General features: G+C 52.9%; 16 protein-coding genes. 12 read left to right on the top strand and 4 right to left on the bottom strand.

Annotated features, from left to right (window positions below):
- Nucleotides 1-10: 10 nt before the first annotated feature.
- The gene (locus tag Ga0074115_RS14560) at nucleotides 11-832 is read right to left on the bottom strand and encodes a PDDEXK family nuclease (protein ID WP_232433133.1); all 822 of its coding nucleotides are present in this window, start codon (nucleotides 830-832) and stop codon (nucleotides 11-13) included.
- A 951-nt stretch (nucleotides 833-1,783) separates the two neighbouring features.
- Between Ga0074115_RS14560 and Ga0074115_RS14565 the strand changes: the two genes are divergently transcribed.
- The 11 genes from Ga0074115_RS14565 to Ga0074115_RS14610 all read left to right on the top strand — a co-directional run bounded on the left by Ga0074115_RS14565 (nucleotide 1,784) and on the right by Ga0074115_RS14610 (nucleotide 12,975).
- Nucleotides 1,784-2,128, top strand: coding sequence for a hypothetical protein (locus Ga0074115_RS14565; protein WP_057956851.1), 345 nt, complete (start codon nucleotides 1,784-1,786; stop codon nucleotides 2,126-2,128).
- On the top strand, nucleotides 2,125-3,678 hold the full coding sequence (locus Ga0074115_RS14570; RefSeq protein ID WP_057956850.1) for a relaxase/mobilization nuclease domain-containing protein: 1,554 nt from the start codon (nucleotides 2,125-2,127) through the stop codon (nucleotides 3,676-3,678). The genes Ga0074115_RS14565 and Ga0074115_RS14570 overlap by 4 nt, the downstream gene beginning before the upstream one ends.
- Before the next feature lie 429 nt (nucleotides 3,679-4,107).
- Entirely contained in the window at nucleotides 4,108-4,434 is a 327-nt protein-coding gene (locus tag Ga0074115_RS16375; RefSeq protein ID WP_157292802.1) for a hypothetical protein, read from the top strand.
- A gap of 352 nt (nucleotides 4,435-4,786) precedes the next feature.
- Nucleotides 4,787-5,542 carry a hypothetical protein gene (locus tag Ga0074115_RS14580; RefSeq protein WP_057956848.1) on the top strand — a complete coding sequence of 252 codons (756 nt, stop codon included), beginning with the start codon at nucleotides 4,787-4,789 and terminating at the stop codon, nucleotides 5,540-5,542.
- A 3-nt stretch (nucleotides 5,543-5,545) separates the two neighbouring features.
- Nucleotides 5,546-5,800, top strand: a complete 255-nt coding sequence (locus tag Ga0074115_RS16380; RefSeq protein WP_157292803.1) for a hypothetical protein — start codon at nucleotides 5,546-5,548, stop codon at nucleotides 5,798-5,800.
- Nucleotides 5,801-6,022: 222 nt separating this feature from the next.
- Nucleotides 6,023-6,418, top strand: coding sequence for a hypothetical protein (locus tag Ga0074115_RS14585; RefSeq protein WP_157292804.1), 396 nt, complete (start codon nucleotides 6,023-6,025; stop codon nucleotides 6,416-6,418).
- Nucleotides 6,419-6,876: 458 nt separating this feature from the next.
- A complete protein-coding gene (locus Ga0074115_RS14590) occupies nucleotides 6,877-7,977 on the top strand; it encodes an RtcB family protein (protein ID WP_057956846.1) in 1,101 nt (366 codons plus the stop codon).
- Nucleotides 7,978-8,231: 254 nt separating this feature from the next.
- Complete coding sequence (locus tag Ga0074115_RS14595) at nucleotides 8,232-9,818, top strand: peptide chain release factor 3 (protein WP_060528667.1); 1,587 nt, start codon at nucleotides 8,232-8,234, stop codon at nucleotides 9,816-9,818.
- 103 nt (nucleotides 9,819-9,921) lie between these two features.
- Nucleotides 9,922-10,167 (top strand): BolA family protein, encoded by a 246-nt coding sequence (locus Ga0074115_RS14600; RefSeq protein WP_057956843.1) that lies wholly within the window; start codon nucleotides 9,922-9,924, stop codon nucleotides 10,165-10,167.
- Between the two features lie 117 nt (nucleotides 10,168-10,284).
- A complete protein-coding gene (locus Ga0074115_RS14605; protein ID WP_005959787.1) occupies nucleotides 10,285-10,494 on the top strand; it encodes a hypothetical protein in 210 nt (69 codons plus the stop codon).
- 372 nt (nucleotides 10,495-10,866) lie between these two features.
- Nucleotides 10,867-12,975, top strand: a complete 2,109-nt coding sequence (locus Ga0074115_RS14610; protein WP_232433134.1) for a putative Ig domain-containing protein — start codon at nucleotides 10,867-10,869, stop codon at nucleotides 12,973-12,975.
- A 132-nt stretch (nucleotides 12,976-13,107) separates the two neighbouring features.
- Here the strand turns inward: Ga0074115_RS14610 and ispH are convergent, their stop codons facing one another.
- From ispH to Ga0074115_RS14625, 3 genes are read right to left on the bottom strand one after another with little or no spacing between them, the layout of a single operon-like run.
- Nucleotides 13,108-14,049, bottom strand: a complete 942-nt coding sequence (gene ispH, locus Ga0074115_RS14615; protein ID WP_057956842.1) for a 4-hydroxy-3-methylbut-2-enyl diphosphate reductase — start codon at nucleotides 14,047-14,049, stop codon at nucleotides 13,108-13,110.
- Between the two features lie 17 nt (nucleotides 14,050-14,066).
- Nucleotides 14,067-14,546 carry an FKBP-type peptidyl-prolyl cis-trans isomerase gene (locus Ga0074115_RS14620; RefSeq protein ID WP_057956841.1) on the bottom strand — a complete coding sequence of 160 codons (480 nt, stop codon included), beginning with the start codon at nucleotides 14,544-14,546 and terminating at the stop codon, nucleotides 14,067-14,069.
- On the bottom strand, nucleotides 14,539-15,306 hold the full coding sequence (locus Ga0074115_RS14625) for a hypothetical protein (protein ID WP_057956840.1): 768 nt from the start codon (nucleotides 15,304-15,306) through the stop codon (nucleotides 14,539-14,541). Before Ga0074115_RS14625 ends, Ga0074115_RS14620 begins: the two co-directional genes overlap by 8 nt.
- A 107-nt stretch (nucleotides 15,307-15,413) precedes the next feature.
- Here Ga0074115_RS14625 and Ga0074115_RS14630 point away from each other — a divergent pair, with 107 nt between their 5' ends.
- Nucleotides 15,414-15,605 carry a hypothetical protein gene (locus Ga0074115_RS14630; RefSeq protein WP_057956839.1) on the top strand — a complete coding sequence of 64 codons (192 nt, stop codon included), beginning with the start codon at nucleotides 15,414-15,416 and terminating at the stop codon, nucleotides 15,603-15,605.
- The last annotated feature ends 394 nt before the right edge of the window (nucleotides 15,606-15,999 follow it).

The raw sequence follows: 15,999 nt of genomic DNA on the forward strand, positions 1-15,999 counted from the left end.
ACTTCGCTGATTAAGAGTTTCTTCCGCATGTCAGATACAAAGTATATTTTGGCAAGTTCAAAAATAGACTGCCAATACTTTCGGAACGATTAATATCACCAGGATAAAGATACTCTACGAATCGTTTGGCCTCACCAAATGCGGCGACACGATTATTTTCGATCATGTACCAGATAGAGTTTTCATCCCAACTCCTATTAGTATCAAAAATAACACCTTTTATGTCGCCAGGATTCTTATGCCGGTCGTACGGTAGAGCGAAAAATTCAAAATATTGTTCTTCGCCTATCTCATAGATCCGATAAGGTAAAAACTCTATGGAAACGCCTTGCCGTTTCCAGTAGTCAACTGCGGTTATCAGACTGTCATCCGCTGCGCTACCTATAATAATTAAATGTTGCTTATTATTGATATCTTTAGGGCTAAGTGCATGTTCAAGATCAAAAGCATCTCTATGCGCTCGTGTTAATTCAATGTCAGATTCTGAGTACTGTTTATACTTATTTTTCAGTTTTGAGTAGCTCCATTGTCCGGCATTTTGTGCATAACGTAATGCTTGGTTAACTGCATCTTCCCCGGCATTCCCTCGTTTTAGTTCAAATATTATTAACTCACCTTTTTCATTCAGGGCATAAATATCTGCCTCTGCTTGATATGACCTCTCTTGGAATATTGGCATTAAACTATAGTCTTCGAATAAAATATCGAGAATACTTTTTGCAATCAGTTCTTCTAAATCTTTTTCTAGCTTCCCAAAGCTAGAAAAATCCTTGAATTCTACCGGTGAAAGTTTGTCAAATAGTCCGTTCGACGAGTGCAATTTATACAGCATGATACGTCCTGTTAATTGTGTGACGCTCCAGTATTGCTTCTGTCTGATGCAGTTGAAGCACTCAGTGTACAATGTGAAAGACACTTCAGTTTACTATTAAGTATCAACCACTCACATGTCAATACACGTGCATGCTATTCGGCTGGAGTCATAGGATTGTATATCCTCACCACAGTTCAGCGTGACTTCCTGTATTTTATGAGAGCGAAATAGAACTTTTCCTCTTAGAAAACTCGTGCTAAACAGATAGCGAAAACTGGCGTGTATACCGCAGAATTACACGGCATTTGAGCGCTTATTAAGAAAATGTTAACGGCTCTGGTGTTATCCTCAGAGTAGGAGCGAATTCCGAATAGGGATGAGCACAAGGTGTGCGCGGTAGTACCATTCTGGTCTCCACCGCGCGCACCTTGCGGGGGGATTTCCCATCCCCCGCGTACCCCCCCAGGGACTCACTAAGTTCTGAGTCGCTTTATGGCGATCTTCACTAAGTGAGTGCTTCCCACTCCGGCCCGATGGTTCGGCGTGGCTGCGTTTCGCCGCGGGTTCGAAGCGACAACGTCGCGTGAACCCATCTTTATAAACGGTCCATGCAGCTTCGCTGCTTCGGACCGGCGACGACCGGAGGAGACTTTGCTCTCCCCCTGGACCCCCATCAAGTCAAGGGCGTTCTTTATCTGCCCACGTGCTTCGCACTTCGGGCTGGCCCCTGACAACCCAGACCAAAGGGAGATTTCCGCTCTCCCTCTGGACACCCACCGACCAGGACTTTCGCGTCCTGGACCACGACCAAAAGGAGACTTCGGCTCTCCCTTTGGAAACCCATCGACCAGGATGGCGACCCTGGACCCCAGCCCGAAGCGCATAGCGCGTGGGCATACAAAACGGCTGGCATGGCACGCGAGGAACACGCGAGGAGGAGCTTTCACCCATTGAAATAGAGTGGAGGCCATGACGGATAGAAAGGACAAAAAACGCGAAGCACCAATCTCATATCGCCCGCCAAAACATCTGCGGGACGAGTTCTATTCTCGCGTTCAAAAGTCCGGCCTTTCCACCTCCGCATTCCTCACAAAAGCGGTGTTCAATCAGGCCCAGCCAAGACAATCCCGCCGCCCATCCATCGAGACAAAATTGCTCGCTAAAATCCTGGGTGAGGCTGCCAAAATCCATGGCGATCTACAACAGCTTTCCACGGGACAGAATGAGGATATTCAGGCCGAGATCGGGTCGGCTTTGGACGAGCTGACCGTCATTCGCGCAGCCCTACTCAAAGGGTTGGGGAGGAACCCATGATCCCCTTTGCCTCACAGCGCGGTCTTGGACAGGATTTGGCAACCCATCTCCTCAATGAACATGACAACGAGATGGTTGAGCTGGTGGAGGTCAACGGAGCCATCGCTCAGGATTTGCATGGGGCCTTTGCCGAATGGGAGGCGCAGGCCCATGCCCTGACGAGGTGCGAAAACTATCTCTACAGCCTGTCCGTCAATCCCGATCCGGCACAAGACCCAATCACGCGGGATCAGTATTTCGACTATATTCGCCGGGTAGAGGAAAAACTCGGCTTGACTGATCAACCGCGTGCCGTCGTTTTTCACAGCAAATATGGCCGCGAGCACTGCCACGTTATCTGGTCGAGGATCGACGTTGATAACGAAAAAGCCGTCCAGCTTGCCTTCGACCGGGAGAAGCTGATGATGGTCACGCGGGAATTTGCCCGCGACCATAACCTTGAGCTACCGGACGGGTATCACAAGGATCGGGACGGCAAGAACAAGCAACTTTCCCTCTATGAAATGCACCAGCAGAGGATCACCGGCCTCTCCAAAGAAGAACATATGGAGCAGGTCACTGATGCTTGGCGGGCGAGTGATAGTCCCAAAGCCTTCATTCAGGCACTGGCCGAACGTGGCTACATTCTTGCCACCGGCAAGCGGCCTTATGTGTTGATCGATTTCTACGGCGGGATGAATGCCTTGCCAAAAATGATCAATGACAAGTCCGTCCGCACCAAAGATATTCGTGCCTTCCTGGAGAAAGACTATCCACCGGAGAGCCTGCCGAGTGTCGATGAGGCGCGGGAACTGGTAGCGAAACACCGGAAAGAAATCGAAGCCCATGCAAAATCGGAACAATATGCCGATGAGCTGGCGGAGCTGAAACGCAGTCAGGAGGCTCGCCGTGCTGGACTTGAAAAGGCGAAAAGCGCCCTCAAGCAGAGGCAACATAAATCACGTAACGACCTGGCCGCAAGGCATAAGGCGGAACGGGATGCTCTCCGCTCTGCCCATCTTGCGGAGACGAGGCGTATCAGAGAAGCCCGCGCGCGGAACCGCCCCGGTGAATTGGGTCGCACCTTTGGACGGATCAGCGGATTCACGATGCTGCGGAAGGCCCTCCATAATTATCAGGACCGGAAACGCACCAAAGCGTTCCTGAAACAAAGGAAGCAACTCAAAGACCTCCAGTTCAAGGAGCGTCTGGCCCTTGCTCGCCGTCTGGAGATGCAAACCCTCGACATGAAGCGGAAACTTCGGGCACTTGAGCAGGTTGAAAAGCGGGAATTACGCTCGCTCGAAGAAGCCATGCGGCGTGAGGCGCATTGCCAAGGGCGTGGCGGACGCACCCAAATGCCGAGGCTGACACTGGGCATGGATCGTGATGCTCATACAACCAAGAAGCGAATTGATCTGACCGATACGTTCGACCGTGCCGCCGAAGGCAAGGACACAGATGGCGGAAAAGACGGCTCGTCCGACGGACCGAGGCCACAATCAAAAACAAAAATCCGCCGCTATCGGAGGAACAGAAAACGCGATCAGGGCTTGGATCGCGGGCGGTAAGTGGCGCGTAGTATAGGTAATTGAATGCGTTAAATGAGTATTAAGGTTCTCCACTTAAAAATAGAAAGATTAAGTTTGTTTAAAATTTTAGACAAATGTGGGTGAGGTTGGCGACAGGATATAAAATACAGTAGGTAGCGTGAAGGGGAAATAGAATGTCGGGAGGAAGCAGCAGGAATGAGCGGGAAGACAAGACAAAAAATGGCAAGTTTAAAAAAGGAATTATAATAGTACTGTCTATCTTTATGGGTGTGTTTTTGCTGTGGTGGATATATTTGATCACTGATCAGTATTTAAATCCTCTAGACCCAAATTTGATGGATCCGTGTTCTGCTGAATCGAAGGCTAAACATGGTGGTAAATCCAGTCCTTTTTGCGATGATTAGACATCAAAACAATTCTCTTAAGAAAAAATTAAGGAGTTAAATAATGGCAGAATATTCTGATTTTACCAATTTAATTAACGCATTTAACTTAACTGGGAAATTAATAAATACATCGGCGGTTCCGGGTATTAATCTGGAAATGGATTATGGTGAAAACTACATCGTTACCTATACGTATTTTAGAAGCTATTTTGATATAACATCAGCAAATTATTATGACGGTAACGATGTTGAGCCGACGTATATTGTTGACGGGGGCGAATATCGTCAAGATATCGAAACAGCTATTAATTCCATTCTTAATCCAGCAGGTAACTATAGCGTCCTGTTTTCCGATGTCGCCAATATTGATTTTCAGGAAGCGAATTGATCTGACCGATACGTTCGACCGTGCCGCCGAAGGCAAGCAAACAGATGGCGGGAAAGATGGTGCTTCCGATGGGCCGAGGCCACAATCAAAGACCAAAATCCGCCGTTACCGCCGGACCAGAAAACGGGATCAGGATTTGGATCGAGGGCGTTAGCGACAGCGGTCTATAGGTTCTTTCAGTAAACACACGGACGTATGTGAACGGCAATATCACTCTACACAAATCAAAAATAGCAGCAGCCATAATGTCACGTAAGAGTGTTCTCTCAATACAACCTAAAGAATAACTCTATAGTTGTATTCAAAAACTATTCATGTATGAATCGAAGAAAAATTTCACGAAGTGATTCGGATGAAGAAACTTATTCAAAATAATAAATGTTGTTTACTGATCGTTTTCGTAATTTTATTCATTATTCCAGTAGGTTTGTACACATATGAGCATGAACTAAAAACGTGGGAGGAATTCGCTGGTCCACCTGAACACAAGAAAGTTGATACAAGTAAACCGTTACGTCAACAAACGAAAATCTTTGAGATTGCCGAGCGGACCTTCGAAATACCTATTATGTACATCGATGGGAGGCCAAAGCCCGGAATAAAGCAGGACAGCATGCTTTTAGAGGTTATCTGGCCAGAAATGCGGTCAACTTATGAACTAAAGAGTCGTGAAGAATACGACAAAATATGGAATGAAGACCACCGCATTGGGTGGATTCTGATAGAGCCGGCATCAATGCGTCCTTCATTGGATGTACAAAATGCAAATAATGTAAAAAGTCTTACTAAATATGAATTTGTTGGTAAGGAAAATGGCCTAATTAAGGGGCTTTGGTATCGTGGTTTAAAAGAGAAGCCAGAAATTTGGTCAGAAGTATATTTGGAGAAAGATCAAAATGATCGCCTCATAAGTTTTATAAGGTGTCGAATCGGTAAGGGCGTTGTCTATCCAGGATGTAGTCACAAATTTATAAACGGCGGACTGTTATACAAAATCAGCTACAACAAGGACGCTTTTTTTTCCGAATGGCGTGCTCAACAACAGCGTGCCATTGAATTTATACGTAGTATGGAAATCATGCTTCAACCAGAAGTCAGGGAGGACTAGACCATGCCTACACTAACGACTGAACAAGTCAATACATTGCAGATAGAACTTGATGAAGGTGACATCATTGGATTTTACAGTCTCTTAGAAAGTTATGGTGATCCCCATGGACGTCTTGGCAGTGGGGTTACGGACAATAATTCCTGGCAGGGCCAGTTGGCGAATGGCTTTGCAGCAAGCGGGGCTAGTGACAACGGCGTGGACCTTAGCTATGGACGTTATCAGAAGTTCGCAAACTGTTTTACAAAGGCTGCGTAGACTACGGTAGAAGATTCTACGCTATTGCTAGACCAGAAAAAGGGATCAGGATTGGGACCGGGGACGGTAGCTCATGAATACTTGCTTGATCGTGGGAATTTTGCTATTTACGCGAGTGTTAAATCAAGGAGGATTTAATGCAAACCCAGACCGTCGTTCATGATCGGATGGCTTACCAGTAGGTTATTTTTCAACTTCGGGAAACAAGGATGTGGAGGGAATATGATTATGTGGCGATTTGCGTTTTTGTCGTTAGCATTACTGCTCGTTGGGTGTGCTACGGGGTCGGTGCTAGTTACTGGTACACAACGTCCACCTATTGATCCCTCCCAAGTTAGGATATATCGGATTCCGCCTAATGCTGAGTTCGAACACATTGGTATTGTGAAAGCACAAGCTGAAGAAGTAATTACGCAACAGGAAGCGATGGATCGCGCGGTTCATGAACTCAAAAAGCAGGCGGCTAAAATTGGTGCCAATGGAGTTATTCTAGGTGGTACGGGAGAGAAGTACGAGAGCTATAGTGGCTTCACGCCTAATGCGGGCGGTGGAGGATATTTCTATTCGGGTACAACCGAATATCAGGCGCTACAAGGGGACGCAATCTACGTTTACTAGTCTTGTTACAGTTCATGTTTAACTCGTGGTGTATGATTTTGGCCGAACGAGACCTAGCGGTATCGGCAGACCAGAAAATATGATCATGACATGGGTCGGGTCGATAGCAGTCTTGTTTTTCAAGGGCTCCGCCCTCGTGTCCGTCAAGCCGTGTCCCCAGCCTTCAGGTTTGTGCAGGCTGGGTGATGCCCCTCGGCATTGACAGACACCCACCCGTTCTTCGCCAGAAAGGCAGGGATGCATGCGCATCATTTATATATTCCGTAATTAGGGTATTGGCTAAGCTAAGAACTAGATCGGGATGCTGGATACATTCGTTAGCATTGCTAAAATATATCATGTTTTCTAATGAAGGTACTGAATGCAAGAAGGTGGTCTCTCCTGTACCACAGGGCGCACATGGTTAACCGTTTGCGTCGCTGGATTTATAGACCTTTATGTAATGAGGACTAAATATCATGGATAAACATATGAAGATTTACGCGGAACACCTGGAGGATTCCGCATTAGAGCAATTCAATAGTGCGATGGGGCAGGAGTTCGCCATCAAAGGTGCTTTGATGCCGGATGCACATACGGGTTATTCACTACCTATCGGTGCAGTTGTTGCATCCGATGGCGTAGTCGTACCGGCATGGGTCGGGTACGACATCGGCTGTGGTATGTGTGCTTTACCCACTTCATTTGAATCTAATGATGTGACTGCAAGCAGCGAGGAAATCTTTAAGGAAATATATAAGAAGGTGCCTGTTGGGTTTAATGTCAACCAGCACCCTGTTGATTGTCACTTGAATCCGGATGATCTGAGTCAACTTGGGCGCAAAGCGTTTGAGGACCGCAAGGGTTTCCGCGCATTGGGATCTCTAGGTGGAGGTAATCACTTCATTGAGATCGGCAAAGATGAAGAAGGAAAAATTTGGGTGATCATCCACTCCGGGTCTCGTGGAGTCGGGCATGGCATTGCAACCGAGTATATGCGCCTTGCTTCCGGCACCCAAAAGATACTGGAGGGACATCACGGGTTGCGAGTTGATGATGATACAGGACGCGGTTATATCAACGATATGAGCTGGGCGCTGGAATTTGCGCTTGCAAATCGAAAGGAGATGATGAGGAGGATCGTTGGTGCAATTTCCGCCTACTGCGACGGTGAAGCAGATTGGGACAAGTTGATTAACCGAAACCACAACCATGCTGAGGAGAAGGACGGCATGTGGATTCACCGCAAGGGGGCTACTCATGCGGAGGAAGGGATGATGGGTGTGATCCCCGGCAACATGCGTGATGGTTCATTTATCGTAGAAGGCAAGGGGAACCCCGATGCGCTATGGTCAAGCTCGCACGGTGCCGGGCGGGTCCTGGGGAGGAAGCAGGCAAAGCGAGAGCTCAAGACTGAAGATTTTCAGGAAACGATGCGCGGGATTACAGCCAGAGTTGAAGACAGCACTTTGGATGAGTCGCCAATGGCCTACAAAGATATTTTTGAGGTTATGCGCTTGCAGGCTGATTTGGTGGATGTGTGCCAGCACGTTACACCAATAGTGAATGTGAAGGGGTAATGCGAATTATTTAGGAAACAAGGCACCGGGCCAGGCCTTTTTGAGTGTGAAACACTCCGTGCGCTCCCTCCAACTCAAACAGGTTTGACTGGTTACAATGCCGTATCGAAGTGGCATAAATTGACCGTTTACTGACTATATCTCGATTTCACCTGACATCAGACCCTGTTCAAGGCTAGAATAGTAAGCTTTTTTATTGCCTGTTTCAGGGTGTGAGTGGATTTATAAGTGTGTACATATTTGGAGAATAGAGTTTGTCAGAAAGTAATTTTATCAATGAAATCAATAAGAGACGCACGTTTGCTATCATCTCTCACCCGGATGCCGGTAAGACCACTCTCACCGAGAAGCTGCTGCTCTACGGCGGCGCGATCCAGATGGCGGGCACGGTGAAGGGGCGCAAGGCGACGCGCCACGCCACCTCCGACTGGATGGAGATGGAGAAGGAGCGCGGCATCTCGGTGACCTCCTCGGTGATGCAGTTCCCCTACCGCAACGAGATCGTCAACCTGCTTGACACTCCCGGCCACGAGGACTTCTCAGAGGACACCTATCGCACCCTCACGGCGGTGGACTCGGCCCTGATGGTGATCGACGTGGCGAAGGGCGTGGAGGAACGCACCATCAAGCTGATGGAGGTCTGTCGCATGCGTGACACCCCCATCCTCACCTTCGTCAACAAGCTCGATCGGGAGGGGCGCGACCCGCTGGAGATCCTGGACGAGATCGAGGATGTGCTGAAGATTCAGTGCGCGCCGGTCTCCTGGCCGATCGGCATGGGCAAGCGGCTGAAGGGGGTCTACGATCTGCGTTCCGACACCACCCATCTGTTCAGTGCCACCCACGGCGGCAAGATCCAGCTGGGCGAGGTGATCGAGGGGCTCGACAACCCCAAACTGGACGAGATGATCGGCGACATGGCCGATGAGTTGCGCGAGGAGATCGAACTCGTGCGCGGCGCCTCCAATGAGCTGGATCTGGAGGCCTACGCCCGCGGCGAGCAGACCCCGGTCTTCTTTGGGTCGGCGATCAATAACTTCGGTGTCAAGGAGTTGCTCGACGCCTTCGTTGAGTACTCCCCATGCCCATTGTCGCGCAACACCCAGCAGCGCGAAGTGGCACCGTCGGAGAAGAAGTTCACCGGGTTTGTGTTCAAGATCCAGGCGAATATGGACCCACAGCACCGTGACCGGGTCGCCTTCCTGCGGGTTTGCTCTGGTAGTTACCGCAAGGGCATGAAGATGAAGCATGTGCGCATCGGCAAGACGGTGCAGGTGAGCAACGCCATCACCTTCCAGGCCGACCAGCGAAAGCACGTGGAGGAGGCCTGGCCCGGCGACATCATCGGCCTGCACAACCACGGCACGATCCAGATCGGTGATACTTTCACCGAGGGCGAAGAGCTGAAATACGAGGGCATCCCTTACTTTGCGCCAGAGCTGTTTCGCCGGGTGGTGCTGAAAGATCCGCTGCGGCAGAAGGCGCTGCTGAAGGGGGTGCTGCAGCTCTGCGAGGAGGGCGCCACTCAGGTGTTTCGGCCGCTGAAGAACAACGATCTGATCCTCGGCGCGGTGGGCGTGCTGCAGTTCGAGGTGGCGGTGCAGCGCCTGAAGGGCGAGTACAACGTGGAGGCGATAGTTGAGTCGGTCAGTGTCGCCACCACCCGCTGGGTGGAGTGCGATGACGAGAAGATGTTGCAAAAATTCAAGGAGAAGAACCAGGCAAACTTGGCTCTCGACGGCGACGATCAGCTGGTCTATCTGGCGCCGACCCGGGTCAACCTGAGCCTGGCGGAGGAGCGCTGGCCCGAGGTGCGCTTCCTCGCCACCCGCGAGCTTTAGACGCGGGGGACGCTACGGGAGGCGGTGCGTCGATGGGGCCCGTCACCAGCTGAAGCCTGCCGATGGGATATTTTCTCACCACGATTCTATTTGGAGGAACAAGATGGAAACCACAAGGGTTGAAGAGCTCATCCGCGCCGGGCTGTCGGGTGCTGAGGTGACAGTGACGGGTGATGGTCGCCACTTTGAGGCGGTGGTGATCAGCGCCGAGTTTGCGGGGAAATCCCTGATCCAGAAACACCGCATGGTGCTGGCGACGGTGCAGGAACAGATCGCCAATGATGAGCTGCACGCGCTCTCTATCAAGAAGGCCTGTACCCCCGAGGAATGGCAGGCGCAGCAAGGCTGAATTTGCCTGCTGGCTGATTTCAAGGACCTGGAGCATTTGAAAAATGAACGGGGGACTCCATAATTAAAGTACAAGGTAAGTCGATTCGGCCCTTTTCCATTTGCTAGGAGGTATGCCATGTTCCTGATGCAGAAAAACACGGAAAAGCTGGTTGAGGTGCTGACGCAGGTTGATCTCTTCGACCCCAACCACACTGAGATCGTCGGTCGTATGCATGCCGGCGAAGAGATGCAGGATCCGGAAAGCTTCACCAAAGGTGATCTAATTTTTCCTTCCGGAGAGACGCTGCCGAGGTGCTGGACAGATGTCCGCTATCGTGAGCATTAGAGAGTTTCACAGTTGAATCCAAGGGCCGGGGGGCAGCAATGTCCGCCGGTTTTTTTGTCTCTGCGTGTTGCAGATTTTCCCCATTGCCTGCCTTCTAATCGGAAAAATACGCTGACGACGCAGCGCACAAAACGACTGAAACTGCTACAGGTTCGATGCTTGGCTCGGACCTCCATCGCTGTTTGGAAGACTCCCTTTTAACTTCCGCCATTACTGCATTCAGAATGAAATGCATCGATCGCTACAGGCGGTATCAGAGGGTATTTCACCCCTGGTTCGGGGCGTGGTGGATCAGGCGGGAAACCAAATTGGGAAGCAGATATGTTGAAGTGTAGAAGAGTGTTATCGAACGGGACCAGGCTGGCGCTTACAGTGCTGCTCCTGTTTGGTCTGAGCGCCTGTGGCGGTGGCAGTGTGAGCGAGACTGCCGCAACGGCGGTTAGTAGCAGCCAGCCTGATGCATCTTCCGGCACTGATTTAAGTGGCGAGTCAGGCGGCACCGCGACAACGACGCCCGCGTCCCTCGCCTCCGGCACCGCCGGGCGCTCCTACGAAGTCGAGTTGCAGGCATCCACACTCGTCAGCGGCATGAGCTGGAGTGTCTCCAGCGGTATGCCGCCGGGACTCACATACGCGCCAGGCGCCACTGCAGATCGCCTGCTCATCTCCGGTATACCGAATCAGGCGGGAACCTATGAGTTCACCGTCAGCATCTTGGCCAATGGTGAGATCAGCAGCAGCCGGTTTCGGATTGTTGTTGATGCAGGCACAGGCACAGGCACAGGCACAGGCACAGCGCTGAGTGTAGATGCTAGTGGTGTCGGTCAGGCCACCCTGGGGACAGCCTACAGCGCTAATATCACCGGCAGTGGTGGTGAAGGCAGCTACAGTTGGTCGCTCAGCGGTACGTTGCCGGCGGGCCTGAGTTGGGCGGAGGCGGCGGATAATCTCTCCATCGATATTACTGGCACACCGACCCAGGCTGGCCAGTTCCAGTTCGCTGTTAATCTGCAGACAGCGGGCGATAGCGTCAGTGAGACGCTCAGCATCACAGTGGTTGAGACGATCGAGCCAGTGGCCCTGACCACCAGTTCGGTACCGGCGGCCACCAAGGACAGCGCCTACAGTACCACCCTGCAGGCGAGCGGTGGCGTTGCTCCGTTCAGCTGGAGCATCAGCAGCGGCACGCTGCCGGCGGGCCTGAGCCTGGATAGCTCCTCCACTCTGGCCAGCGTCAGCCTCTCCGGTACCCCCACTGAGAGCGGCAGCTACAGCTTCAGCGTGCAGGTGACTTCTGATGGCCAGAGCACCAGTCGCGACTATCAGTTGACTGTGGCTGATGGTGGTACGACTGGTGGTGGCAGCAGTGATATCGAAGGCTTTGGTCGAAACACTCTCGGCGCGCTGAGTTCCCCGACTGGTTATGAGACCTATATGGTGACCTCGCTGGCAGACAGTGGCCCGGGCACTCTGCGGGATGCGATCTCCCAGGAGAAGCGACTGATCCAGTTCGCGGTGGCGGGTGAAATCAATCCGCAGACCGATATCCTGATCAAGAAGCCCTATATCACCATCGATGGTGCGAGCGCACCTGCGCCGGGCATCACCCTCAAGAAGACCCAGCGGATGGGCGGTGCGTTGATCGTTGGCGGTACTCACGATGTGGTGATCCAGCACATCCGAGTTTGGGGCGCCTACAAGGCGGGTGATGGCACAGTCAACAATGCCGGCACCCTCGGTATTGATGGTGACTGGGATCCTGACTATGTGGCGCGCAATATCGTGCTTGATCATATCACTGCACGCAACGCCACCGACTCCGGTCCTGATATCTGGGGCGAGGTGCAGGATGTGACGGTCTCCTGGAACCTGATCTTCCACAACTATCATCCGACCACCATCTCGCACTATCCGTCGCCCTACCAGACGCGGCAGCGGATCTCGATGCACCACAATGTCTATGCGGAGAATGGCGAGCGCAATCCGCAGATCCGTGGTGATGTGCAGGAGTTGGACTATGTCAACAACATCGTCTACGGTTGGGGATGGGCGAATGTGGGCTGCTACGGCATCCGCATCAAGAATGACTGGGCAAATGGCGAGCCCCAGTCCAATCTCAACATCGTCAACAACCACTTCCTCACCGGTCCGGCGGGTCGCTGCGATGATTCGGCGCTGATCTACGGTTGGGATCCGGGTCCGGATCAGTACGATGGTGGTCCGAGCGGCACCCCTGAGCAGGGCACGGTGATCGACACGAGTCGTATGGGCTCCCTCTGGGTCAACGGCAATATCCTGCCCAGCGCCAACCGGGACCACTACTCGACCATTGCCCAGCCGCTGTTTATCCCCTCTGAGGCGCAGGTCACCACTTGGCCGGCGAGTGAGCTACGGGATCGGGTGCTGCCCGGGGTGGGGATGAAGTTTCGCGATGCGGAGGAGCAGGCGCTGCTCAACGATATCAAAAACTCCGATCCCTGAACGCAGCAGCCTTGAGGAGATAAAAGCGTCACCAATTGATGGCGCTTTTTTTTGGTACAGCCAAGCGTGGGATCAGACGCCGAGCAGTTCCGACTGAAATCGGAGCTGCATGCGATCTGTTTGAGTGCCGGGTCAGTTCTGTAGCGCCTTCGGTAAGGAAAAGACCACCTCTTCGGTCTTTCCGGCCCCCTCATTGACCTGATCGGCGCCCCACTCCTGTAGCCGCTCGAGTACTCGTTCTACTAGCACTTCCGGAGCTGAGGCGCCGGCGCTAACGCCGATTCGGGCCTTCCCCGCGAGCCAGCTACGGTCGATATCTTCCGCGCCATCGATCAGATAGGCGGGGGTGGAGTGTTTTTTTGCAATTTCGCACAAGCGGTTGGAGTTTGAGCTGTTGGGAGAACCGACTACCAGCACCAGATCGCACTGCTCCGCCAACTCTTTCACCGCATCCTGACGGTTCTGGGTGGCGTAGCAGATGTCGTTCTTCTTCGGCCCCTCGATGTTGGGGAATCGCTGCTGCAGCGCCGTGATCACCAGCGCTGTGTCATCTATCGAGAGGGTGGTTTGGGTGACGAAGGCGACCCGCGATGAGTCGCTGATCTGCAATTGCTCTACATCTGAGGGGGTGACCACCAGGTGGATGCGCGCAGACTCCTCCTTGCTCCGACACTGCCCCATGGTTCCTACTACCTCCGGGTGGCCGCGATGGCCGATCAAGATCACCTCATAGCCATCTCGGCAGCGCCGTGCCACCTCCAGATGGACCTTGGTCACCAGTGGGCAGGTCGCGTCGAAGATCCGCAGATCGCGCCGCTGTGCCTCCTGGCGCACTGTCTGGGAGACGCCGTGGGCGCTGAAGATCACCGTGTTGCCGTCGGGGATGTCGGAAAGTTCATCGACAAAGATGGCGCCGCGCTGGCGTAGACTCTCCACCACAAAGCGGTTGTGCACCACTTCGTGACGCACATAGATCGGGGCGCCGAGCATGTCGAGGGCGCGCTGCACGATCTCGATGGCGCGGTCGACGCCGGCACAGAAACCGCGGGGATTGGCAAGGATGATTTTAGACATGGTCGTTTCGTTGAGTATCAGTTATCGCGGTTGTCCGGGAGGGGGTTCTGCACCTGCAAGATCTTCACCCGGAAGTGGAACTCTCGTCCGGAGAGAGGATGGTTGAAGTCGACCCGCGCACTGTCACCGTTGCGCTCCAGCACCACTCCAGCGATCTCATCGCCGGCGGGGGTGACGAAGCCCACTAGGGTCTCGGGCTCGGCCGATACCCCCTCGGGAAATTCGCTTAGCGGGATCGGTTGAATCTTCGCCGCGTCGCGCGGGCCGAACACATCGCCTCCCGAGACCAGCAGGCTCTGATCCGCTCCCACGCTGAGGCCGTAGACCGCCAGTTCCAGGGGGTGGGCCAGGGTGCCGTCTCCGACAGTGAACTGGAGCGGTTGCTCGTCGAAGGTGGAGACTACCTCGGTGCCGTCGGGAAGGCTCATAGCATAGTGCATCTCCACCCGGCTGCCGTGGGTGATGGCGCCTGCGGGCAGTTGATCCGGATCAGTCATGGGTCTGTTCCGCCTGAATCTCGTGCATCAGCGGCAGCTCAAGGCCGAGACGCTGGCCGTGCTCCAGCGCCCGGGTGAGTCGCGCCGGTGCGCTACGGCCCATACATTTGTGTTCAGGGTCGCCGTCGAAGGCGCGCTTCATCGACTGGATCAGAGCTTCGCGGTCGAACTGTGTATCGCTGAGCGCCTCTTGCAGATCGATTACCTCATTGGCTAGCTGGCGGCAGAAGCCCTGGTGCTCTTGCCAGAGCTCCCCCACGGCGCCGCCAGTACGCAGACCGGCGATGTTGCTGGTGAGGATGTAGAGGTTCTTCAGCACCAGCTCAAACAGCAGTTCTGCGTCGTTTTGCAAGATGCGGGTGGAGATATCCAGCGCGCCCAGCGCGTCGGCGATCAGTCCCGCCCGGGGGCCATAGACCGGTGAAGGGATGATCACCTTGGTATCCATCCCCTTCTTCTTCTCAAACCAGACTGAGATCACGGTGGGGTGCTCAATCCCCGTCCAGTCGGCTGGTAGCAGTTCGTTCTGCAGCAGACAGAGTCGATCTTTCCAGGCGCTTGGTAGCTGCCCTAGCAAGGGTTGCAGGTCGGCTTCACCCACCGCTACCACTACCACCTCAGGACTGGGCAGAGCTGCGGCCAGCTCGCCCATATCAGTGTTGCGGGTCACCGGGTAGAGCGGAACCCCAAGCCTGAGCAGTCCCCGGGAAAATACGCCGCCCATCTCCCCGACGCCGATGATAACTATCGGGCTTTGCATGGTTTTTACTGCCTTTGATCGGAAAATGCTCCGTAGAATACCGGATTTGTAATCAGGTCTGAAAGGACTATTCTTAGGATGAGCGATCGAATGATGGGTATAACATCATGAATATTATAGAAAACTCATCTGATGTGCCGATTCCTGTCTATGAGGTGGAAGAAGTGACAGTGAAGGAGGCGCTACTGATGTTGGCTGAGGGGAAGGGGGAGTTTCAAATCGAGGTCGCTCCGGGTGTGGAGCGCAGCCAGTTTGCTGTGGATCTCTTCGGCTCGGTGGTCTTCAATAGCCCGAACTAAAGCTGAGGCGCCATCAAAATGGCGGGGGGCTGTAGATGTCGGTATCTACAGGAGGTGCGCGCATGCCACAAAGTCAGCAATGAGCTGCCCGGAATCGCCTCTCTATGCGATATCCCTGAGGTATCCGCCGCTTTAGGTAAGTATCTCCTGGGTGATAAATAGAAACGCGAGAGCGCCAACCAGGATCGCCACGGCAGCATATTGGAACAGGATGCAGATTCCCGGCAGGTCATTGCAGACTGAGCTGAAACGACAAAGTTTGCAGTTTTTCAAGGCTCTCAACCTCACTTACAACAGAGGTATTAATCGTTCCGAAAGTATTGGCAGTGTATACTGCTTTCCATGGCTACGATAAAAGAACAGCGTGATCAGAAAAGGAAAGATGTAGTGGAGG

Source organism: endosymbiont of Ridgeia piscesae (assembly GCF_001443665.1).
Classification (GTDB): Bacteria; Pseudomonadota; Gammaproteobacteria; order Chromatiales; family Chromatiaceae; genus Endoriftia; species Endoriftia persephonae.